Genomic DNA, 20,021 nt, shown 5'->3' with positions numbered 1-20,021 from the left:
GCGGAGAAATCCCATGGCGACGATCCTCACGCAATCCGATACGTCCCGGCCGGTCTCGGCTGGCTACAAGGTTGACATCGCACGCGGTCAACGCATCGGCCGCGTCTCATCCGAATGGTTCTCGCGCCCAGACGATGAGCGCTTCCTGTCCCTATCCTCGCTTCACGCCGCGGTGAAATCCCGCGCCGAGCGCGCTACCGCCCGCACTATTGAGACCCGCGATGTCCGGGTCGAGGCGAGTCGCGACGACGCCGAGCGCCTGGCACTCCTCGTGCCCGGACGCGATGAGCCGGTCATGCCGACCCATTGGTCGTTCGGCCAGCTTTCCAGCCTGGTCGGTGCACCAGCGAGCTACCTCCGGCAGCTGCCCGCGCCGCTCGCCGCGATCAACATGCAGCACGGTTTGCTGTCGCACCGTGCCGAGTTGATGAAAACCCTTGAGACCGACGATGGGCGGGTCGAGCTGCGTGCCGTGACCGGCCCCGACTATGGCCGCATCTGGGACCATGAACTGGTCGCGGCGGTCATGAAGATCGCGGGCGACGGCACCGGCGACACGCGCTGGAAAGTCCCCGGCCTGCTCGACTGGTCGACCATGACCCACAACCCGTTTGTCGAGGTGACCGAGGATACGACCACGCTCTATGCGAGCGACCGGGACGTCTTCCTGTTCTTGGTCGACGATGCTCATCCGATCGAGGCCGGCCGCCTGCCGAACGGCGATCCAGACCTCTTCTTTCGCGGCTTCTACGCGTGGAACAGCGAGGTGGGCTCCAAGACGCTCGGCATCGCGTCCTTCTACCTGCGCGCGGTCTGCATGAACCGCAACATCTGGGGCGCTGAAGGCTTCGAGGAGATCAGCATCCGGCACAGCAAGTTCGCCGCTAACCGTTTCGCTCATGAAGCGGCGCCCGCGCTGGAGAACTTCGCGACCTCTTCGCCGGTGCCGTTCATGGCGGGCATCAAGGCCGCGCGCGAACGCTTGGTCGCTCGCACCGACGAGGACCGTCAGTCCTTCCTGCGCAAACGCGGCTTCTCCAAGGGCGACACCGACCGGATCATCGCCACCGTGCTCGACGAGGAAGGCCATCCCCCTGCGTCGATCTTCGATTTCGTCCAGGGCATCACCGCGGTCGCACGCGACAAGCCCCATCAGGACACCCGCCTCGAGCTTGAGGGCAAAGCCGCCAAGCTGCTCGCCGCTGTCTGACGGCACCCGCACCACCTCTACCGAAAGGAGCGATCCATGATCGAGCTCCCTCAAACCATTCGCTACGCGCTGCGGGCGAACGACATCAATCGGCGCGCAGCCGCGCAAGCCGACAGGTCCGAGCCGGACCCGCCGCCCGTGGTCAAGTTCTTCAATCCGCTTGGGGGCCAGACCTGGCTTGCCACTGAACTCGCCGCTGACGGCGATGTGCTCTGGGGACTTGCGGATCTGGGCTTTGGCTGCCCGGAGATCGGTCCATGGTCGCTCGGCGAACTCTCCGCGATCCGGCTACCGTTTGGCATGAGCATCGAGATCGACACCGCGTTCACGTCGAACGTGCCGCTCTCGGTCTGGGCTACATTGTCCCGCCGAACAGGTTCGATCCTCTGGACCGAAACCCTGTTCCGGCGGTCACCGCCTGGTGATCTACCTCCGGATTAGGCGCGCAAATCCCGGGACGTCGGCGCGGCTCTCACCCTCCTAGAGGGAGAGGGCTGCGCCGGCTCCATGACGGGTTGAGGGTCGAGAGAGAGTCTCCCGGCCGCCCGTCATGGAGAAGACCCATGACCAAGCATATGAAGATCGTCCTCAGCGGTTCGCGGGACATCCCGTTCAATCAACTGGTGCTGAGCCAGGCCAATGTCCGGCGCGTGAAGGCCGGCGTCTCGATCGATGCGCTCGCCGCCGACATCGCCCGCCGCGGCCTCCTACAGAGCCTGACCGTCCGCGCCCAGCACGATGCCGAAGGCCAGGAGACCGGCCTGTTCGAGGTGCCCGCCGGCGGCCGTCGCTTCCGCGCGCTCGAAAAGCTGGTGAAGCAGCGCCGCATGGCGAAGACTGAGCCCGTGCCGTGCATCGTGCGCGACGATGACCAGATCTCGGCCGAGGAGGACTCGCTCGCCGAGAACGTCCACCGCGAAACCCTGCATCCGCTCGACCAATTCCGCGCGATGCAGCAACTGGTGACCCAGGGTACCGACATCGAGACCGTCGCCGCCACCTTCATGACGACCGCGGCCGTCGTGAAGCAGCGGCTGSGGCTCGCCTCCGTCTCGCCCAAGCTGCACGATGTCTACGCCGACGACGGCATGACGCTCGAACAGCTGATGGCCTTCTCGGTTTCCGAAGACCATGAGCGCCAGGAGCAGGTCTGGGATATGCTCCAGTCGAGCTACAACCAACAGCCCTATATGATCCGCGCTAAACTGACCGAGCAATCGGTGCGCGCCACCGACAAGCGCGTCCGCTTCGTCGGTCTCGACGCTTATGTCGCAGCCGGCGGCTACGTCCTGCGCGACCTGTTCGAAGACGACCAGGGCGGCTGGCTGCAGGATGTGACGCTGCTGGATCGCATGGTCGACGAGAAGCTCAAGGCCGAGGGCGCCCGCATCGGTGAGGAAGGCTGGAAGTGGGTCGCGGTCGCGGTCGACTTCCCCTACGACTATGATGACGACATGCGCGTGATCGACGGCGACCAGCCTGAGATGACCGAATCCGACGAGGCCCGGCTCGCTGCACTGCGCGAAGAAGCCGAAGCACTCGAAGAGGGATGGTCGGGTGCTGCCGACGTGCCGGACGAGGTCGACGCGCGTGTCACCGCGATAGATGAGGAGATCAGCGCGATCGTTTCGCGCCCGCTGGTCTATCAGCCGACGGAAATGTCCTGCGCCGGTGTGTTCATCAGCATCGATGTCGACGGGTCGCTCTACATCGAGCGTGGCTATGTCCGGCCCGAGGACGAACCCGCCGAGGAGCCTGTCACCGATGGTGACGAACAGGACGGTGAGCGGGTCGCCGATCCCGAGTACGGGACAGACGATGGCGATGTTGGTCCGGCCATCGTTTCCGTTGGGGGCGCTCCGGGCGCAGGCGATCCCGGTGAGGAGGACGAGCAGGACGATCTGCTCCGTCCGCTGCCCGACCGCCTGGTGACCGAGCTGACCACGCATCGCACGCTTGCGCTGCGCAATGCGGTGGCGTCGCATCCGCAGGTTGCCTTTGCCGCCGTTCTCCACGCGCTCGCGCTCGACACCTTCTACCATTATTCGTCGGGCACCAGCTGCGTCGAGATTTCGGTCCGCGGCGGCAGCCTGGGCACTCATGCCCCGGGGATCAACGACAGCGCCTCGGCCCGTGCGATTGACGAACGGCACGAGGGCTGGGCCGAGCTTTTGCCCGATCAACCCCAGGACCTCTGGCACGTGCTGATCGCACTCAGCGCCGACGATCAGGCGGCGCTCTTCGCGCACTGCGCCTCGTTCGGCATCAATGCGGTGTGGGAACCGGCCAACCGCTACAACGGCGGCCGGGTCTCGGCGCGTACCGTCTCGGGGCGAATCGAGCACAGCCATGTCCTCGGCCGCGCCGCCGATCTCGACATGGTCGCCGCGGGCTGGACCGCCACCGTCGACAATTACCTTGGCCGCGTGACCAAGGTGCGCATCCTGGGCGCCGTCGGCGAGGCGAAAGGGACCGAAGCCTCGGCCCGCATCGCCGGGCTGAAAAAGCCCGACATGGCCAAGGAAGCCGAATCCCTGCTGGCAGGCACCGGCTGGCTCGCAGAGCCGTTGCGTGAACCCTCCATCGAACCGATCGAAGAACCGGCGGCGATCGACGCCGAACCGGCCGTGGAGTCCGAAGCTGCACCGGCGCACGATGGCAGTGAAAACGAAGAGCACTTCGCCATCGCGGCTGAGTGAAAGCCTTTGACCTTGGGGCCTGTCTCATCGGCAGGCCCCATTTGTTTTGGAGACGCTTGTGGCCTCCATCGCTTCTGACCTTGCGCAACGACTCGCCGACAATGCCGAGGCCGTATGTCGCCGCTATCTGTCGAAGGGCCGCAAAGAAGGTCGCTATTGGCTGGTCGGCGATGTGCACAACACGCCCGGCCGCAGCCTCTATGTCCGCCTGTCCGCGTCTCCCGACGGTCGCGGCGCGGCCGGCAAATGGACCGACGCGCAGAGCGGCGATCATGGCGATTTGCTCGACATCATAGCTGCGGCACAGAGCTGCCGCACAATGCGCGAGACCCTCGATGAGGCACGCCGCTTCCTCAGCATGCCGATCGCGCCTCCGACCGAAGATACGCCAGCCCGGCGCACCAAGGCTCCGACCGGGACGCCAGAAGCGGCTCGCCGCCTCCAGGCGGCATCGAAACCGATCCTGCGCAGCGTGGTCGCGACCTATCTCGCAACCCGGCGCATCACCGATCTCACCGGCTGCGAGGCGCTCGGCTACCATCCGCATTGCTGGTATCGCGCATCGGAAGACGACGATCCCGATGTGCGGCCCGCATGGCCCGCGATGATCGCCGCCGTCACTGATCTGGATAGCACAATCACCGGCGTGCATCGGACCTGGCTGACGCCCGACGGGTCCGACAAGGCGCCCGTCGCCTATCCGCGTCGGGCCATGGGCCATCTGCTTGGTCACGGTGTGCGCTTCGGGCGGCGCGGCCGGGTCATGCTCGTCGGCGAAGGCATCGAGACCATGCTGTCGCTGCGACAGGTCATGCCGGCCGCCGCTGCGATTGCCGGCCTGTCCGCTGCGCACCTCGCCGCCATCCTGTTTCCGGCCGGTTTGCAGCGCCTCTATGTTGCCCGCGACGATGATCCCGCCGGCGCGGGCGCACTTGCGACGCTGACCGAACGGGCGACCGCGACAGGCATCGAAATCGTACCGCTCGAACCGCAGCTCGACGACTTCAACAGCGACTTGCGCGCCTTTGGTAGGGACCGGCTGGCCGCTAACTTGCGCTCCCAGCTTCGGGCCGAGGATGCGGAACTCTACCTGAAGACGGGTTGAGCCCAAGCGATCGTCGCCGTCACAGCAGCGGCTGGTTGTCAGACCTCTTCGTCTCGGGCGAGCCGCGCCCGGCCTTCCTCGAGAGGGCGACTGCGGCAAGCGACCCAGGCCGGCAATGGCTTCGACGCGGCTATTTTCCGCCGGGGCTGACGCCCCTTTGCAGCGCGAGGCAAAATAGCCGCGCTCCGCCATCCTCCGCTGCGCTCCGGCCGCGCCACTGCGGGCGCGGTTCTGGCCCGGGCCGCCCGCCGCATGACGTCGCCAGGAAGGCCGCGAGAGGCGCGGCTCCAGCGACGGAGGCTCTCATGACAACCGACACCCATGACGACGCGGACGAACCGCAGCTCGGTTCCACCGCCTATCTTCTTCAGGAGATGCAACTCTACGGCCACCGTCCCTTCGAGGACGAGCCCGATGACCGTCCGTTGCCGGACGCCCGTATAGCCGGGGGTGCCATCGCCGATATCTTCGATGCGCTCGTCTCTTCGCTGATCGACACGCGCATCGAACCCGACCTCGAGGATCTCGCCTGGGGCATCGTCAACGTCTTCCACCGTGCCGGCGAGCGCATCGAACGCGAACTGGACGACAATGAGCGAGCGCAGCAGCGCCTGCAACGCGAGCAGGACGGTAGCGAAGTGAAATCGGTCGAGCTGGAACGGCGGATCGCCGAGGGCATCACGATGATCGAGCGCCGCGACACCATGGAATTTTTCCGCGACGCCGCCGCCGAGCAGTTCCGCACCCATATCCGCAGGGCCTGGCTCCCGCGCTCTGGTGCGATGGTCAATCGCAAGATGCTGACCTCAGCCGTGCTCGACAGCCGCAAGCAAATCGACCGCCGTGCATATCAGGATGCCCGCGTCCTCAATCCCGATGGGATCAAGATCGCCTTCACGGGCGGGGCCGAGTTCAACGATCACCAGCTAATCTACGCCACGCTCGATAAGGTTCATGCCCAGCTTCCCAATATGATCCTGCTGCACGGCGCCACGCCGACCGGCGCCGAACGCATTGCCGCCTGCTGGGCACGCAATCGCGACGTGCCGCAAAAGCCCTACAAGCCCGATTGGGAGCGCCACAAGAAAGCCGCACCGTTCAAGCGCAACGATGCGATGCTCGAAGCAATGCCGAAGGGGGTCATCGTCTTCCCGGGCACCGGCATCCAGGACAACCTTGCCGACAAGGCACGCAAGATGGGCATCCGTCTCTGGGACTTCCGCAAGCGGTCGGGATGAAACCGTCGTCTTGCGATGAGCGAAGTCCGTCCCACGGGCAACCGGCTCTCCGAGCACATCCTGTTGAGAAGCGGGACCACTCCCCGCTCTTTGAGGCGCTAGTCCTTCCCGGACCCGCGACCTTGTTCGATCAACCCGCAAGGGGTCCGCTATGCTCTGCATGCGGCCGCTGTTCGGGCTATGCCCTCACGGACGCGGTGATCGCGGTCGCGCGCCGGATGCGTCGGCGCCTGTCGAGCGGGGAGTGGCCCCGCTCAGAACGACAGGAGTCGGACATGAGCCTCGAAGCCGCACAGCGCTACGCCTGGAACCTCGCCTGCACCCTCAAGGTCATCATCATTCTGATCGAGACCGACGAAGGCTACAACGCGATCCCCAGCGACGACTACGACGGCGACGTCGAGCGCGTCGTCCGCGAATATGATGTCTACGCAAGCTGATCCGACCAACCGATCCGATCGGACGACCCCGCCAGTGGTTTCGCTGGCGGGCCATTTCTGCTATGATACCGACGCGCTGTGGTGGCAGGTGGAAGCGCGTCCAACCCCTTGCCATAAGGATGCGACGCCATGCCGATCATGCTCCCTCTGACCCTGCTAGGGGTCGGTTATCTGATCTACCAGATCTTCGCTGGCGCGACGCTGGTACTGCCGATCGCCCTCGGCATCGCCGCCGGGTTCGGCGCCAGCCATCTCGGCTCCTCGCCCTTGCTGGCTGTCGCCATCGGCACACTCGCGTTCCTGGCCGTTATCGCGGCGAGTCGGTTCGCCGCGCTGAATTTCTCCAGCCCATACACAAGGGCCGCCCTGGCTGCGATTTTTGCCGTACCGGCGGCACTCGCCGGATATTCCGTCGCACATGCGCTCGGATGGTTTGCGGGTGGAACCGGCATCATCGCTGGACTGATCGGTGCCGCTCTGTGCGCGGTCATTGCAGCCCATCGGCTGTTGCGCCCCGCCACCTGACCTTCACCCTCCGAAGGCCCCAAATCGCCCCGCCCGGTCATGCCCGGGCGGGGCTTTTCTTTGCCAAGCTTCGCCAATGGCCGGGAGGGGCAGCGCGATCTGTCGTGATCACGCCTGCGTCCTTGGAGAGATCGACGTTGGAGGCGGATGACCGGAGCGAGACCGGGCCCATGCGCGCCTCTCACTTCGCGGCTGGGCTGGGCGGCTGATTCGTCGGGGCCATTCTCACCGCGCGAGTGGGGTCCGCCGTCGCGGCGTCGGGAAGGGGCGTCACCCCAATCTGCACGCGATCCTATCCGGAGCCACGATCGCCATGTCGGGCGTCTGGAACGGCTTCGATAGTGGTGCCACGTCTCCTGTCGGCGGATCCAGGCCAGTGCCCAAACGGCCTCTCTTCATGGCTTTGATGACCGGGACCGGCTTCGCCTCTGCCGCTCATGGCCGCAACGGCTCTGGGTCGCTTTTTTCCCCTGCCGGCTGCGCCGGCATTCCTCGCGGGTCAAAAAAGCGCCCCGCCGCCGTCTTCCGCTAGCGCTTCAGGTCTGACGACTGCAGCCGCGGCAGTCCCGGTCATGTCCCAAGCCATCGAGACCGTGATGGGCACGGACCTCGTGGATCAAGACTGGAGATTTGAAATGGCTACCATTGGCACCTTCAAGAAGACCGCCAACAACGAGTTCGTCGGCGACATCGTCACCCTCAGCGTCCAGGCCAAGGGCGTTCGCATTGTTCCCGACAGCAACCGCGCCAACGACAATGCGCCTTCGCACCGGGTGATGGTTGGCCGGGCCGAAATTGGCGCCGCCTGGACCAAGCAGTCCAACGAGGGTCGCGATTATCTGGGCCTCAAGCTCGACGATCCGAGCTTCACCGCTCCGATCTATGCCAACCTCTTCGACGACGAGGACGGCGAGACGTTCAACCTCATTTGGTCGCGCCCTTCTCGTCGCAACGGCGACTGAGCCGATCGAAAACCCGCCCGGATCGGCCGGGCGGGGCTTTCGTTTGATCCATTTTGGCGATATTTATTAACCACTTGCGATAAGTTGCGACTTATTCGCAAATAAGCTGCTGTGCCGTTGCGCAGTGCAGCATTCGCAACTTAGGTTATTCCTGCAGGGGGCATCGAGGAGTTTTCACGATGCCAGGATACAATCGGCTACGCTTACCTTCCGAATATAAGGCGACGACGGCGCTCGATGCGCGCGGCTTTGCTTGGGAATGGCTCCGTCGTAACCCGGAGTTTCGCGCCGTGTGGCAGTCGGCGAACGCGCCCGCTCGCCGAGCGAGCGCCAGCACCGAGGCCACCGTCCGTCGATCGGCACGCAGTCTCATCCACATCGCACAGCATCCCTTGGCACGGAGGTGGTCCCATTGGGGCCTTACCTTTCGCACCCGATCCCGACACGCCAGCCACCGACACGCCGGCGATCGCCTGGCGTCCGGAAATTGATACGTCTATTCTGACGATCGTCCGCCCGGTGCCCTGGGCAAGGGCGATCGGCGATCTCCGATTTCTCTTCGAGCGCTGGGGCGACCGGGTCATCCGCATCGGTGCACCTGGCGGAACCCACCTCTTGATTCGTCGAAGAGGCTCGCCGGAACTGCAGCTCTGGCTTCCGTCCGGCCTGGCGCCCGCGACCGGCGGCAGCTTCGGCATCTATCTCCACCCCGATACAAGGCACGCTGCCCGTATGCAGGCAGCGGCGACCTTCCGCCGCTCGATCGGACATGGCGTCCCGATCCGTCCTGCAACTTACGCGCAGGCCCACCGCCAGGCGGCGATGCTCTATATTCATGATCTCGCGCAGGACGGCGCGTCGCTCCGCGACATTGCCGGCCTGCTGCTCGACCAGCTGCCCGAGGACTGGCGGTCGAGCTCGGAGCGGTCCGATCTGCGCCGCCTTGCTGACGCGGCCGCGCAGATGATCGTTGGGGGATATCGCCTGCTGCTGGGATCACGACCACCAACATAGCGATCAGGGCAGCGCCTCATGTGGTCGGAATCCACGCCCCCTCGTTCCGGCCACCACGGGCCTTCTTTCCTCGCCGATGATGACCGGGTTCGCGAGGCGCTTGGCACGCGCCTCGCTCCCATCGCGTCATAGGAGCCCGGTCATGCCCGACATCATCAAGGACACACGCTATCTGCGCACCAAGGAGGCCGCTCACTATGTCGGCCTCTCCGCGCGCACCCTCGAAAAGCACCGCACCTATGGCACCGGTCCCGCCTACCGGAAGATCGGCGGTCGCGTCGTCTATACGCTCGAGGACCTCCGCGCCTGGGCCGATCGCGGCGCCTGCGCATCGACGTCGGATCCGAACAACGGTTCGGTCCTTCCGGCGGTGCGCCGTCCCGACCAGGCGCCGGAACACGGCTAATGTTCGGCGCTCCGCACCTACAACCGCGATCGGCCGCACCGAATCGCCAGTCGCGACGCCGCCCCGTCCGGCGCGGCCTGCTTGCCGCCAGCACGGCCGCACTTGCCGGCCTGCTCCTTCCAGCGATCCACCATCCGGATTTGCGTCTCGTCTGGAATGCGTCGGCGAGCGTACCGCTCGGCCTCTATCGCATCGACCCGGCCCCGGCGCTGCGCGTCGGCGACATGGTTGCTGTGCAACCGGTGCCCGCGCTTGCCCGCTTCATGGCCGAGCGCCGCTACGTCGAAGTCCATGTTCCGCTGCTGAAGCCAATCGCGGCAACTGGCGGCGCGACCATCTGCCGTCTCGGTCTGCGCGTGACCGTCAATGGTCGGACGGCCGCCTCCGCGCTCACGCGTGATCGCATCGGCCGTTCCTTGCCATCATGGTCGGGCTGCCAACGACTGAAGCCCGACGAGCTCTTCCTGATCGCGCCTTCGCACCCGGACTCGTTTGACAGCCGCTACTTTGGTCCCGTCGACCGCGGGCAGATCATCGGTGGCGCCACGCCGCTGTGGACGTGGTCATGATCGGGGGCTTAAGGAGCGCCGCTGGCGCAATCGCGCTGTTCACTACAGCCTTCCCGGTAGCCGCGCAGCCGGCTCCGTCGGCAGCCGCGAACGGCTGCGCTACCCATGCAGCGGAAGCCGCCAATAGATCGGGCTTGCCGATCGATGTCGTGCTGCGCGTGATGATGGCGGAGTCGGCCAGCAATCCCCGGATCGTGTCGCCCAAAGGGGCGATGGGATGCATGCAGATCATGCCCGCGACCTGGGCTTATCTCACGGCGCGCTACCGTCTCGGACCCGACCCGTTCGATGCGCGCATGAACATGATCGGAGGTGCAATGTATCTCGCCGAACTCACCAACCGCTACGGTGCTGCCGGCGCGATCGCAGCCTATAATGCCGGTCCTGGGCGTTACGAGCGATACGCGAAAGGCGCGGTCCCACTCCCCGCTGAGACGATCGCATACGTCGCGCGAATAGGCGCGAGCCGTTCCGCGCCGGGAGTCCCGCCGATGGTCGCCCGCTGGCAGGATGCAAGCCTGTTCATGAAGCGGTCAATGACAGCCGGCGATCACGGCGCAGCGGCAGCGGCGTCCTCGCCACCCACGGTCTCGCTGTTCCCTCTTGCCGGTTTCGACAAGCAGGTCGCGCCGTCCGACCGTTGAACAGACGCGGCTGAAGTTGTGATTGTTCGTCGATCTGCGCGACCGCTGTATAGCGAACCCGCCCATCACTGTATAGCATGATCGCCAGCGCCGTTTTCGGTCAGTTGCAGTTTAAGCAAAGGAGACGGCGCTATGTCCGGAAACAGCTGGGAGCGGGTGCCGATCGATGCGCAGAGCGTCGATGCGCCGCTTTCCCAAGCCGCCATCTTTCTCGTTGTTGGAGTCGTCGCCGATCCGGACGCGGTCGCTAACGTTTGCTCTGTCCTTGGCGGTCTGGACGACCTCGTCAAAACAGTCGGCTTTCGGGAATTGTCGGCGCGCCTCTCCTGTATCGTCGGCATCGGCAGCGACCTGTGGGATCGGCTTCATCCAGCAAGTCGGCCCCGCGAATTGAAGCCGTTCGCGCCGATCAGGGGCGCCGCGTACGATGCCCCGTCGACGCCGGGCGATCTCCTCTTTCATATCAGGGCGGAGCGAGCGGACATCTGCTTCGAGTTCGAGCGCATATTGCTGGATGCGCTCGGCTCTGCGGTGTCGATGATCGACGAAGTGTCGGGCTTCCGCTACTTCGACGCGCGCGACCTGCTCGGTTTTGTCCATGGGACCGCCAATCCGTCTGGTCCCGATCTGTACGCCTCCGCCCTGGTCGGCGACGAGGATGCGGATTTTGCCGGCGGGAGCTACGTCGTCGTGCAAAAATATCTTCACGATCTCGGTGCCTGGGGACGCGTTCCGACGCCCCTACAGGAGGAGATCATCGGGCGGAGGAAGATTGACAACATCGAGATCGACGATGACGATGCGCCGCGCAAGTCCCACAAGTCGCTTTGCACCATCACGGACGCGGAAGGCACCGAGCACGACATTCTGCGCGACAACATGCCGTTCGGGCGTGCCGGCCATGGCGAGTTCGGCACCTACTTCATCGGCTACACCCGGCATTTGTGGGTGATCGAGAAGATGCTTCAGCGCATGTATGTCGGCGATTCGGCTGGCGCCTATGATCGCTTGCTCGACGTCTCAAAACCGCAGACTGGCACGACATTTTTTGCGCCATCGCGCCGAACCCTTGAGGCGATCACACAAGCCGATACGGCCAGTCTGGCTTCGCCTTGATCGATGGCTCTTGCTCGACAGATGTTACGGACCGGCAATGCGCATGACCGCAACAGCTGCGAGACGGGCCGTTTCTTCCGCTGACCGAATATGCCGCACGTGCATCCCTTGCCTTTCTACGCCCCCGGATCGGCCATGGGTGCACCTCGGCCGCGTCACATCTGCGCGAACGTTCTTGCGCATTGTCAATCACGATGGGGAACGTCGGGCGAATGCAGGCGCGCTGCTCGCGCTGCCGCTGCGTCCTCGGCCTCGGTCGCAAACGCGCGGGCGCCGCGCCGCCGATACAGGAGCTTTAACTGCGCCCCGTCATCGCCCTGGAGGCGGATCGCGAGATCAAGGAATGCGCCGTACAGCAGCGCGCGGTCATCGTCGGCGAGTGCGACGAGACCGGCTTTCTGCACGAGCCCACCGAGCTCGATCAGATGCTTGGTGCGTTCGCGTCTCGCCACGACCCATGCTCGCGTGTCGATCCTCGCCCGTGCCGCATCAAGCCGGTTCCGTGCCTGTCTCAGCCGCCTTGCCGCTTGCATCATTGCTATCAGCGCGGCGCGAGGGTCGCCGGCTTGTTTCGCGAAAGAATTGCGCTCCCCGCGCGCTCCACTTCGTCATGACCGCCTTGTCCGTTTCTGCCACGACCGCCAGCAAAGCGCCCGCAAGAAGATCGGGCTCGAGCGCATCTGCACCGGTCGCCTCGATCAGCTCGCCGAATTGCTGGATCTTGCGCTGCTTGAGGAGTTTCGCCCGATCGTTGAGCGCCTTCAGTTCAGCGTCGAAATCCCGTACCTTTCGCATCGTTGCATCTCCATTTCGCGGATCGATACGTTCTAGCTGGGCGGTCTGAGGCCCCATTCAACGCTGCAAATCTCTCTGGAGCGCTCTAGCGTAGGAGAGCGCGCTTATACGTCGTACCGACGTCGCGGGATCAGGCGTAGATGGGTTGCCGCGATGGCGATCTATCACTTCTCGGCCAAGGTCATGGGGCGCGGCAGCGGCCGCAGCGCGGTGGCGTCAGCGGCCTACCGCTCGGCCTCGCGCCTCCACGACGAGCGGCTCGGCCGGCATCATGACTTCACCAACAAGCCGGGCGTCGTCCACTCCGAGGTGATGCTGCCGGAGGGCGCGCCCGAGCGGCTGCGCGATCGCGAGGCGCTGTGGAACGAGGTCGAGGCGACCGAAAAGCGGAAGGACGCGCAATTCGCCCGCGAGGTCGAATTCGCGATCCCGCGCGAGATGACGCGGGAACAGGGCGTCGCGCTCGCCCGCGAGTTTGCGGCCCGCGAGTTTGTCGATCGCGGCATGGTCGCCGATCTCAATGTGCATTGGGACATCGGCGCCGACGGCGAAGCCAAGCCTCACGCCCATGTCATGCTCACCATGCGCGAGGTTGGGCCGGACGGTTTCGGTCCGAAGGTGCGCGAGTGGAACGCGACCGCACTCCTGCAACAATGGCGCGAGAATTGGGCGAGCCACGTCAACGAGCGCCTGGCGCAGCTCGGGATCGAAACGCGCATCGATCACCGCAGCTACGATGCGCAGGGAATCGAACTCGAGCCGCAGCACAAGATCGGCGCGGCCGGCGCGCGACGCGAGGCGAAAGGTGAGGATGCCGAACGCGCTGCCGACCACCGCGAAATCGCGCGCGACAATGGTGTGGCGATCATCGCCGATCCGCGCATCGGTTTGGAAACGCTGACCCGACAGCAGGCGACATTCACGGTGCGCGACCTTGCGATGTTCGCGCATCGCCATTCGGACGGCCAGGATCAGTTCAATCGCGTGCTCGCCAGCATGCGGAATCATGAGTCCGTGCTTGCGCTCGGCCGCGACGGGACCGGCGCCGAGCGTTTCACCACGTCCGGCATGATGAGCGCCGAAGAGGCGTTGGTGCGTGAAGGCGAGCGCCTCGCCGTTTCACGCAGCCACGCGGTCACGCGCGGCGATCTTTCCCAAGCTGTCACGGATAGTGAGGCGCGCGGGATGCGGCTCGGCGTCGAGCAGCGCGCCGCGCTCGATCATGTGCTGCGCAAACCCGGTCTTGCACTGGTCGTCGGCTACGCCGGCGCTGGCAAGTCCGCGATGCTCGGCATTGCGCGCGAGGCGTGGGAGTCGGCCGGGTATTCTGTGCGTGGTGCCGCGCTCTCAGGCATTGCCGCCGAAAATCTTGAAGGCGGGTCGGGCATTGCGTCGCGCACTATCGCCAGCCTCGAACATGGTTGGGCGCGCGACCGCGACCGGCTCACATCGCGTGACGTGCTGGTGGTCGATGAGGCCGGAATGATCGGCACACGCCAGCTCCAGCGCGTGCTCGCCGAGGCGGCCGGTGCCGGCGCCAAGGTCGTGATGGTAGGCGACGTCCAGCAGCTGCAGGCGATCGAGGCCGGCGCCGCGTTCCGACTGCTCGCCGAGCGCCATGGTGCTGCTGAGATCGGCGAGGTACGCCGCCAGACCGCCGAGTGGATGCGCGAGGCGACCCGCGCCTTTGCGACCGGGCGAACCGGCGAGGCAATCTTGGCATATTCGGACGAGGGCATGGTCCATGCCGCTAATACCCGCGACGCCGCGCGCGCGGCGCTGATTGATCGCTGGGACGCCGACCGTCGCGCCGCACCCGCGGCCACCCGCATCATCCTTACGCACACCAACCAGGAGGTTGAAATGCTCAACCGTGCTGCGCGCGAGCGGCTCCACGCACAAGGCGAGCTCGGCACCGACGTCGCGATCCGCACCGAACGCGGTCTGCGCGAGTTCGCTGACAACGACCGCATCTTGTTCCTCAAAAATGAACGCGACCTCGGCGTGAAGAACGGATCGCTGGGGCAGGTCGAGAAAGTCGAGCCGGATCGCCTCGCCGTGCGGCTCGATGATGGTCGGCGCATTAGCGTCGATCTCAAGAGCTACGCGAATGTCGATCATGGCTACGCAGCGACCGTCCACAAGACCCAGGGCATGACCGTCGATCGAACGCATGTGCTGGCAACGCCCGGGCTCGATGCGCACGCTTCCTACGTCGCGCTCAGCCGCCATCGCGAGGGCACCGCTCTCCATTTTGGTCGCGACGATTTCGCAGACGAGGCGGCGCTCCGCCGCACGCTCGCGCGCGAGCGGCCGAAGGATATGGCGCTCGATTATGAGCGGCCGGCTGTGTCGCCTCCCTCCCGATCGCAACCCACGACCGGCGCGCGAGCGGGCGATGACGGCAGGTCCACCGCACCGCGCGAGCAGCCCCAGGGATTGGCAGCGCTGGTGTCGCGCGTCTTCGGTCGCACAGGCGACGAGCGCATGGTGGCACCCGATCCGGGCCGCGAAGCGAGTGGCGATCGCGCGGGCGATCGCAGCGGCGGGGCCGTCCGGGAACCGGGAAAGGATCAGGCGGCCGCGCGCGTCTCGCCAGCAACGCAACGCGGCGCGGACCCCGGCCGTGGCGCCGATCCGGCGAACAGCGACCAGGCCAAGGCGCTGCGTGCCATGATGGCGGCGCGTGAACGTGCCCCTCGTCAAACGGCGGAGTCCATGCGCGAGGCGCTGGCGGCGGCGAAGAAGGCGCCCGGCATCTCGCGCGAACAGGATTATGGAGCCGAGCGATGACCGGCGTTGCCGGCGGGGGCGGTGTCCGGGGCGGGTCCGAGCCGGTCGTTCAACAGATTGCGTTCCTGTCGGCGCTGGGCGCGATCGCGGCCTGCTGGCCGCTGGTCCGGCTAATTGTTCCGGCAGATGGGCGCTTCGCGCTCGCCGATCTGGTGCGAGAGCATTGGGCGCATCGACAGGCGCTCGAACCATGGCTGGAGCAGCGATGGGCCTGGCTCGCGCTCCACGGCTATCATCTGTGGTTCGCGCTCGCCGCGCTACCCGGCGTGATTGCAGCCGCGATCGTTCAGGGCGCGGATCGCCGAACCTTTTGGCCACTGTTGCATGCGCCGATCGGTTGGCTGGGTGGAAGCGCGCTGGGCTATTGGCTCTACACCAGCTTCCGTGCCGATAGCTGGCCGTTGGCGGTGATGATGCCTGCGGCTTTCAGCTTCCTCGGCGGTGCCATCGCTGCCCGGATCGCCGCCAGCCCGCGCAAGGTCACGCATCTGCGCGGCACGCGCGTGGGTGTGTTCACCGGCGAACGGGGCGGGCGGCTCAAGGCGAGGCTCACAGGCGGCGTGACCTTGGCCGGCGTGCCACTGAGCCGTGAGGACGAGACCATGCATGTCGCCGCGATCGGCGCAACCGGATCGGGCAAGTCCACGGCGCTCCGTGCGCTGATGGCAGACGCGATCCGTCGTGGTGACCGGCAGGTCGTCGCCGACCCCGACGGCGCGGCGATGAGCGCCTTCTTCGAGCCGGGCGACGTAATCCTCAACCCCTTCGACCGGCGCTGCGCACGCTGGGATCTACTCGGCGAGATCGAGCGGCCCGGCGATCATGCATTTCTCTCCCAATCGGTCTTACCCCATCTCGGGATCGGCGAGCATGACCAGTGGATCACCTATGCCCAACAGCTGCTCGCGGCGGCGCTAGAGAATTTTGGCCGTCTCGGGCTTGGCACGACAAGCGACCTCATCACGATGCTTGCCTCTGGATCGGTCGCCGAATTGAAGCTGCTCTGCCAGGGCACCGCGGCGGCGCGCTATTTCGAGCCGGGCGGCGAGAAGATGCTCGCCAGCATACTGGGCACGTTGGCGCCCGCAGTCGCGAACCTCCGGTTTATCGCTGCGCTGGATGGCGCACCCTTCTCCATCCGGCAATGGGTTCGCTCAGGAACCGGCTCGCTCTGGCTACCCTACACCGCCAACCAGGTGGCAGCGTTACGTGGGCTGATCTCGTGCTGGATGAACATCGCCATCCTCGAAACGTTGTCGCTCTCGCCCGATCGGGACCGGCGGATCTGGTTCCACATCGACGAGCTCGACGCCTTGGGACGGATCGAGGGGCTGAAGGACGCGCAGGCTCGGCTTCGGAAGTTCGGCGGCTGCGTCGCGATCGGCTTCCAGTCGTTAGCGCAGGTGAAAGCTGTCTACGGCGAGGGCGCGCACACCATCATCGAGAACTGCGGAAACCTGCTGCTGCTGCGCTCGGGTCTAAGCGAAGGGGGCGGGACCGCCGAACTCGCTTCGGATCTGATTGGCAGCCGCGAGGTAGAGCGCGACGATGTCAGCCGGTCGCGCACGCGGGGGCGTTACACGTCGCGTTCGATATCGATGCAGACCAAAAGGACGGTTGAGGACGTGACGCTCGCAAGCGAAATCATGCAGCTTCCCAATCGTGAGGGCTTCATGAAGCGTGCAACGGAAGGGCAATGGCGAAAAGTAAAAATTCCTTATACTTCATATTCCGAACGAGTGACTCCCTTTGAGCTCCTGGACGGGATCTAGGCCGTAGTGACATTTTAGGGATTCACGGCGGCGAGGTTTTCTGATTCAACACTGGCTTTTGGAGGCTGGTGTGGAAGGCGAAGTACTTCGGGATGATCAGTGGGAACGGCTGCGCGAGTTTGTGCCTGGCGGGCGCAAGGGCAAACGTGGTCCGCGCAGCGATGGCCGTCTGTTTCTGGATGCGCTGCTATGGCTGGCGCGTTCGGGTGGTCGCTGGCGCGATCTGCCGGAGCGGTTCGGGCCTTATCAGACAGCGAAGCGGCGGTACTATCGCTGGGTCGAGCAAGGCGTGATCGACCGGATATTCGCGGCGGTGTCGGACGATCCCGACATCGAATGGCTGGCGATCGATGCCACCGTGATCCGAGCCCAAGCCCAGGCTGCCGGGGCTCGGGTAAAAAGGGGGGCGCTCAAGCCCAGGCTCTTGGCCGGTCACGAGGCGGGTTCGGAACCAAAATCCACGCCGTAGTCGATGCCCTTGGCCTGCCGGTGCGCTTCATGTTGGGACCCGGCCAGCAGAACGACATGGCGCCCGCCTGCGATCTGATCCGCGGAATACCGGCCAGGCAGGTGCTGGCCGACCGAGCCTACGACGCCGACAGCCTATGCGATCTCATCCGTACACAAGGAGGCGAACCCGTCATCCCGCCACGCCGTCATCGCAGCATCCGCCGACCCTACAATGTAATCGCCTACAAGCAACGCTGGGGCATCGAGAGCTTCTTCGCCAAGCTCAAGCAATGGCGACGCATCGCCACCCGATACGACAAACTCGCCGCAAACTTCCTCGGATTCATCAAGCTCGCAAGCATCATGCTCTGGCTCAAATGATTAAATCGTCACTACGACCTAGACTCTCTAGATATTATCTTGTCGAGCATCTCTGGGACAAGTCATGCTTAAGAATTCTTCCGCTTGCGCTTCGCGGAAGTTCTTCAAACATCAAGAAGTGCTTGGGATTCGAATGCGACCATTTAGTGGTGCCGGCATCAGCTCCAGCGCGGTCAGGTGCCTCTGGAAGGCGCACGGCCTGCAGCCGCTTCGCTGGCGACTATTCAAGCTCTCTAACGATCTAAAGTTCGTGGAGAAGCTGCGACACGTAGTCGGCCTCTATGTCGATGCGCCGGCGCCCGTGATCCTGCTGTCGGTCGACGATAAAAGTCAGACCCATGTGCTCGATGGCACTCAGCCCGGCCTGCCGATGAAGCAGGGCAGGCTCGGCACCATTATCCATGATTATAAGCGCCACGGCGTGACCGCACTGCTTACCTCCCTCATGCTCCACGGCGCCGTCATCGGCAGGAACATGCGGCGCGATAGGCTTCAGGAGCTCGTCTGCTTGTTCAACGCAATCGATACCGAGGTGCCAGTCGGCAAGACCGTTCATGTCATCCTCGACAATTACGCCTCTTACAAGCAACTTAACTCTCAAATTGCGCGCTTGGCTCGACCGCCATCAGCGCTTCACTTGCACTTCACGCCGACATCCTCCAGGCTCAACGCGGTCGAGGATTTCTTTGTCAGGCTGTCGGAATGGCCCCTCACGGGGCGTCTTCCGGTCCATCCTCGCCTCTAGGCAGCCGTCAACCGCTTCGTCGCTAAGCACAACAACGCCAACCCAAACCCTTCCAGTGAACCGCTGAACCGGATAGTGTTATCGCCGCCGTCAGACGTGGGCACCAAGCGTTAGTTTCGATGCACAAAAACCGCTATAATCATAAAGTTATCGTAGATTTTTCATCGACATTTTTATAATTGTCGAGATTATAGCGTATATGCGCAGATAAAAGGTCGCATGCGGTATTCGGATCNGGACAGGCCGGGGGACGGCGCATGACAATATTTTGACAACTCTCTTTCGATGGGAATTGCCTTTTTTTCAGCTATAATCATAAAGTTATCGTAGATTTTTCATCGACATTTTTATAATTGTCGAGATTATAGCGTATATGCGCAGATAAAAGGTCGCATGCGGTATTCGGATCTCTTGCCATGGCGGCGTTAAAAATCGCCTTATGTTCCTCATGGACATCGCGCGCTTCGGGGCGTTTGGGCAGCAAGAACCGGCGATATCGCTCAGCCTGACTATACAAAATTTTAAGGAAGCGCTCGGTCCAGAGCGTATCGCATCGAGATATCAGGGCCTCGTGGAAACGTTTGTTCGCCATCTCCCATTCTTCGAACATTTCCGTCCGGTTCTTCTGGAACCGCTGTTCGGCGAGATTAAGCATATGGAAAGCGCCGATGAGTTCGCACTCCCATTGATCGTCCCCCGCCTGAATTGCCAGCCTCAGCGCATGGCATTCCAGTACCACCCTGGTTTCCGTAATATCCTGAAAATCGGCATATGACATGGCCGCGACACGAAAGCCGCGTTGCTCTTGCATAACCACAAGGGCGTCGGAGGCAAGCAAGGCCAGCGCTTCCCTGAGAGTGCCTGCTCCGACATTGTAGATATCCTTGAGATGTTCAGCACGCAGTTTCGAACCCGGTGCCAAGCGACCCTCGATAATGTCCTTGCGCAAACTCCGATATGCCGCGGAGACTAGGCTCTTAGGAGACGCTTCGCTCGGCCGGTCGATGGCGGTCGAAATCACGGGATGGGAGGCCATTTTTGCTTATCACATTCTAAAGGGTTGGGTGAGCGCCGGCCTGTGAAAGCCGATGCCGTTGCGGCAGACCTCGTTCTCGCCATCTGGCTGAAGCGTGCTCCATCGCGGGCAGCGCTAGCTT

The 20,021-nt window shown here is 64.3% G+C and carries 20 protein-coding genes and 1 pseudogene; 18 read left to right on the top strand and 3 right to left on the bottom strand.

Annotated features, from left to right (window positions below; all coding sequences use genetic code 11):
• Positions 1–13 precede the first annotated feature (13 nt).
• The 14 genes from ASE00_RS15050 (at position 14) to ASE00_RS14990 (ending at position 11,928) form a co-directional block, all read left to right on the top strand.
• The gene (locus ASE00_RS15050; RefSeq protein WP_056381801.1) at positions 14–1,210 is read left to right on the top strand and encodes a hypothetical protein; all 1,197 of its coding nucleotides are present in this window, start codon (positions 14–16) and stop codon (positions 1,208–1,210) included.
• A gap of 36 nt (positions 1,211–1,246) precedes the next feature.
• Entirely contained in the window at positions 1,247–1,651 is a 405-nt protein-coding gene (locus tag ASE00_RS15045; protein ID WP_056381799.1) for a DUF2958 domain-containing protein, read from the top strand.
• 122 nt (positions 1,652–1,773) lie between these two features.
• Positions 1,774–3,909 carry a ParB/RepB/Spo0J family partition protein gene (locus ASE00_RS15040; protein WP_056381797.1) on the top strand — a complete coding sequence of 712 codons (2,136 nt, stop codon included), beginning with the start codon at positions 1,774–1,776 and terminating at the stop codon, positions 3,907–3,909.
• A gap of 58 nt (positions 3,910–3,967) precedes the next feature.
• The gene (locus ASE00_RS15035; protein WP_056382586.1) at positions 3,968–5,014 is read left to right on the top strand and encodes a toprim domain-containing protein; all 1,047 of its coding nucleotides are present in this window, start codon (positions 3,968–3,970) and stop codon (positions 5,012–5,014) included.
• A 305-nt stretch (positions 5,015–5,319) separates the two neighbouring features.
• Entirely contained in the window at positions 5,320–6,252 is a 933-nt protein-coding gene (locus tag ASE00_RS15030) for a DUF2493 domain-containing protein (protein ID WP_056381794.1), read from the top strand.
• A gap of 275 nt (positions 6,253–6,527) precedes the next feature.
• The gene (locus tag ASE00_RS23875; RefSeq protein WP_200957946.1) at positions 6,528–6,692 is read left to right on the top strand and encodes a hypothetical protein; all 165 of its coding nucleotides are present in this window, start codon (positions 6,528–6,530) and stop codon (positions 6,690–6,692) included.
• Positions 6,693–6,821: 129 nt separating this feature from the next.
• Positions 6,822–7,217: a hypothetical protein gene (locus ASE00_RS15020; protein ID WP_056381790.1), complete on the top strand. Its 396-nt coding sequence runs from the start codon at positions 6,822–6,824 to the stop codon at positions 7,215–7,217.
• 635 nt (positions 7,218–7,852) lie between these two features.
• On the top strand, positions 7,853–8,179 hold the full coding sequence (locus ASE00_RS15015; RefSeq protein ID WP_056381788.1) for a DUF736 domain-containing protein: 327 nt from the start codon (positions 7,853–7,855) through the stop codon (positions 8,177–8,179).
• Positions 8,180–8,358: 179 nt separating this feature from the next.
• Positions 8,359–8,670 carry a transcriptional regulator domain-containing protein gene (locus ASE00_RS24490; RefSeq protein ID WP_414819861.1) on the top strand — a complete coding sequence of 104 codons (312 nt, stop codon included), beginning with the start codon at positions 8,359–8,361 and terminating at the stop codon, positions 8,668–8,670.
• 28 nt (positions 8,671–8,698) lie between these two features.
• Entirely contained in the window at positions 8,699–9,193 is a 495-nt protein-coding gene (locus tag ASE00_RS23560) for a DNA -binding domain-containing protein (protein WP_056381786.1), read from the top strand.
• 142 nt (positions 9,194–9,335) lie between these two features.
• On the top strand, positions 9,336–9,599 hold the full coding sequence (locus tag ASE00_RS15005; RefSeq protein ID WP_056381784.1) for a helix-turn-helix transcriptional regulator: 264 nt from the start codon (positions 9,336–9,338) through the stop codon (positions 9,597–9,599).
• Positions 9,599–10,168, top strand: coding sequence for a S26 family signal peptidase (locus ASE00_RS15000; protein ID WP_235538701.1), 570 nt, complete (start codon positions 9,599–9,601; stop codon positions 10,166–10,168). The genes ASE00_RS15005 and ASE00_RS15000 overlap by 1 nt, the downstream gene beginning before the upstream one ends.
• Positions 10,165–10,812, top strand: a complete 648-nt coding sequence (locus tag ASE00_RS14995; RefSeq protein WP_056381782.1) for a lytic transglycosylase domain-containing protein — start codon at positions 10,165–10,167, stop codon at positions 10,810–10,812. The genes ASE00_RS15000 and ASE00_RS14995 overlap by 4 nt, the downstream gene beginning before the upstream one ends.
• Before the next feature lie 132 nt (positions 10,813–10,944).
• Positions 10,945–11,928 (top strand): Dyp-type peroxidase, encoded by a 984-nt coding sequence (locus ASE00_RS14990; protein ID WP_056381780.1) that lies wholly within the window; start codon positions 10,945–10,947, stop codon positions 11,926–11,928.
• A 185-nt stretch (positions 11,929–12,113) separates the two neighbouring features.
• Here the strand turns inward: ASE00_RS14990 and ASE00_RS14985 are convergent, their stop codons facing one another.
• Positions 12,114–12,380 (bottom strand): conjugal transfer protein TraD, encoded by a 267-nt coding sequence (locus ASE00_RS14985; RefSeq protein ID WP_056381778.1) that lies wholly within the window; start codon positions 12,378–12,380, stop codon positions 12,114–12,116.
• Between the two features lie 37 nt (positions 12,381–12,417).
• The gene (locus ASE00_RS14980) at positions 12,418–12,780 is read right to left on the bottom strand and encodes a conjugal transfer protein TraD (RefSeq protein WP_414819860.1); all 363 of its coding nucleotides are present in this window, start codon (positions 12,778–12,780) and stop codon (positions 12,418–12,420) included.
• A gap of 96 nt (positions 12,781–12,876) precedes the next feature.
• Between ASE00_RS14980 and traA the strand changes: the two genes are divergently transcribed.
• The 4 genes and pseudogenes from traA to ASE00_RS24090 form a co-directional block, all read left to right on the top strand.
• Entirely contained in the window at positions 12,877–15,516 is a 2,640-nt protein-coding gene (traA, locus tag ASE00_RS14975; RefSeq protein ID WP_056381774.1) for a Ti-type conjugative transfer relaxase TraA, read from the top strand.
• Positions 15,513–17,288 carry a type IV secretion system DNA-binding domain-containing protein gene (locus tag ASE00_RS14970; RefSeq protein ID WP_056381773.1) on the top strand — a complete coding sequence of 592 codons (1,776 nt, stop codon included), beginning with the start codon at positions 15,513–15,515 and terminating at the stop codon, positions 17,286–17,288. Before traA ends, ASE00_RS14970 begins: the two co-directional genes overlap by 4 nt.
• Before the next feature lie 70 nt (positions 17,289–17,358).
• Positions 17,359–18,119, top strand: a protein-coding gene (locus ASE00_RS14965) for an IS5 family transposase (RefSeq protein WP_156405479.1) whose coding sequence is annotated in 2 segments (ribosomal slippage) — positions 17,359–17,683 and positions 17,683–18,119 — 762 coding nt in all. Because the reading frame shifts where the segments join, the coding sequence is not laid out codon by codon here.
• A gap of 154 nt (positions 18,120–18,273) precedes the next feature.
• Positions 18,274–19,043: pseudogene (locus ASE00_RS24090) on the top strand (IS630 family transposase); the annotation flags it as partial.
• A gap of 134 nt (positions 19,044–19,177) precedes the next feature.
• Here ASE00_RS24090 and ASE00_RS14955 read toward each other — a convergent pair.
• Entirely contained in the window at positions 19,178–19,900 is a 723-nt protein-coding gene (locus tag ASE00_RS14955) for an FCD domain-containing protein (protein ID WP_056381767.1), read from the bottom strand.
• Positions 19,901–20,021: the final 121 nt, after the last annotated feature.

The organism is Sphingomonas sp. Root710 (assembly GCF_001429065.1).
Lineage (GTDB): Bacteria > Pseudomonadota > Alphaproteobacteria > Sphingomonadales > Sphingomonadaceae > Rhizorhabdus.
This window is presented reverse-complemented; position numbering and strand designations above follow the sequence as displayed.

Excerpts from the sequence above, each read along its gene's own strand:
- ASE00_RS15000 (WP_235538701.1), top strand. The coding sequence starts at position 9,599 with ATGTTCGGCGCTCCGCACCTACAACCGCGATCGGCCGCACCGAATCGC.
- ASE00_RS14990 (WP_056381780.1), top strand. The coding sequence starts at position 10,945 with ATGTCCGGAAACAGCTGGGAGCGGGTGCCGATCGATGCGCAGAGCGTC.
- ASE00_RS15020 (WP_056381790.1), top strand. The coding sequence starts at position 6,822 with ATGCCGATCATGCTCCCTCTGACCCTGCTAGGGGTCGGTTATCTGATC.
- ASE00_RS14955 (WP_056381767.1), bottom strand. The coding sequence starts at position 19,900 with ATGGCCTCCCATCCCGTGATTTCGACCGCCATCGACCGGCCGAGCGAA.
- ASE00_RS23875 (WP_200957946.1), top strand. The coding sequence starts at position 6,528 with ATGAGCCTCGAAGCCGCACAGCGCTACGCCTGGAACCTCGCCTGCACC.
- ASE00_RS14995 (WP_056381782.1), top strand. The coding sequence starts at position 10,165 with ATGATCGGGGGCTTAAGGAGCGCCGCTGGCGCAATCGCGCTGTTCACT.
- ASE00_RS14980 (WP_414819860.1), bottom strand. The coding sequence starts at position 12,780 with ATGGGGCCTCAGACCGCCCAGCTAGAACGTATCGATCCGCGAAATGGA.
- ASE00_RS15050 (WP_056381801.1), top strand. The coding sequence starts at position 14 with ATGGCGACGATCCTCACGCAATCCGATACGTCCCGGCCGGTCTCGGCT.
- ASE00_RS15005 (WP_056381784.1), top strand. The coding sequence starts at position 9,336 with ATGCCCGACATCATCAAGGACACACGCTATCTGCGCACCAAGGAGGCC.
- traA (WP_056381774.1), top strand. The coding sequence starts at position 12,877 with ATGGCGATCTATCACTTCTCGGCCAAGGTCATGGGGCGCGGCAGCGGC.
- ASE00_RS14970 (WP_056381773.1), top strand. The coding sequence starts at position 15,513 with ATGACCGGCGTTGCCGGCGGGGGCGGTGTCCGGGGCGGGTCCGAGCCG.
- ASE00_RS15045 (WP_056381799.1), top strand. The coding sequence starts at position 1,247 with ATGATCGAGCTCCCTCAAACCATTCGCTACGCGCTGCGGGCGAACGAC.
- ASE00_RS15015 (WP_056381788.1), top strand. The coding sequence starts at position 7,853 with ATGGCTACCATTGGCACCTTCAAGAAGACCGCCAACAACGAGTTCGTC.
- ASE00_RS15030 (WP_056381794.1), top strand. The coding sequence starts at position 5,320 with ATGACAACCGACACCCATGACGACGCGGACGAACCGCAGCTCGGTTCC.
- ASE00_RS24490 (WP_414819861.1), top strand. The coding sequence starts at position 8,359 with ATGCCAGGATACAATCGGCTACGCTTACCTTCCGAATATAAGGCGACG.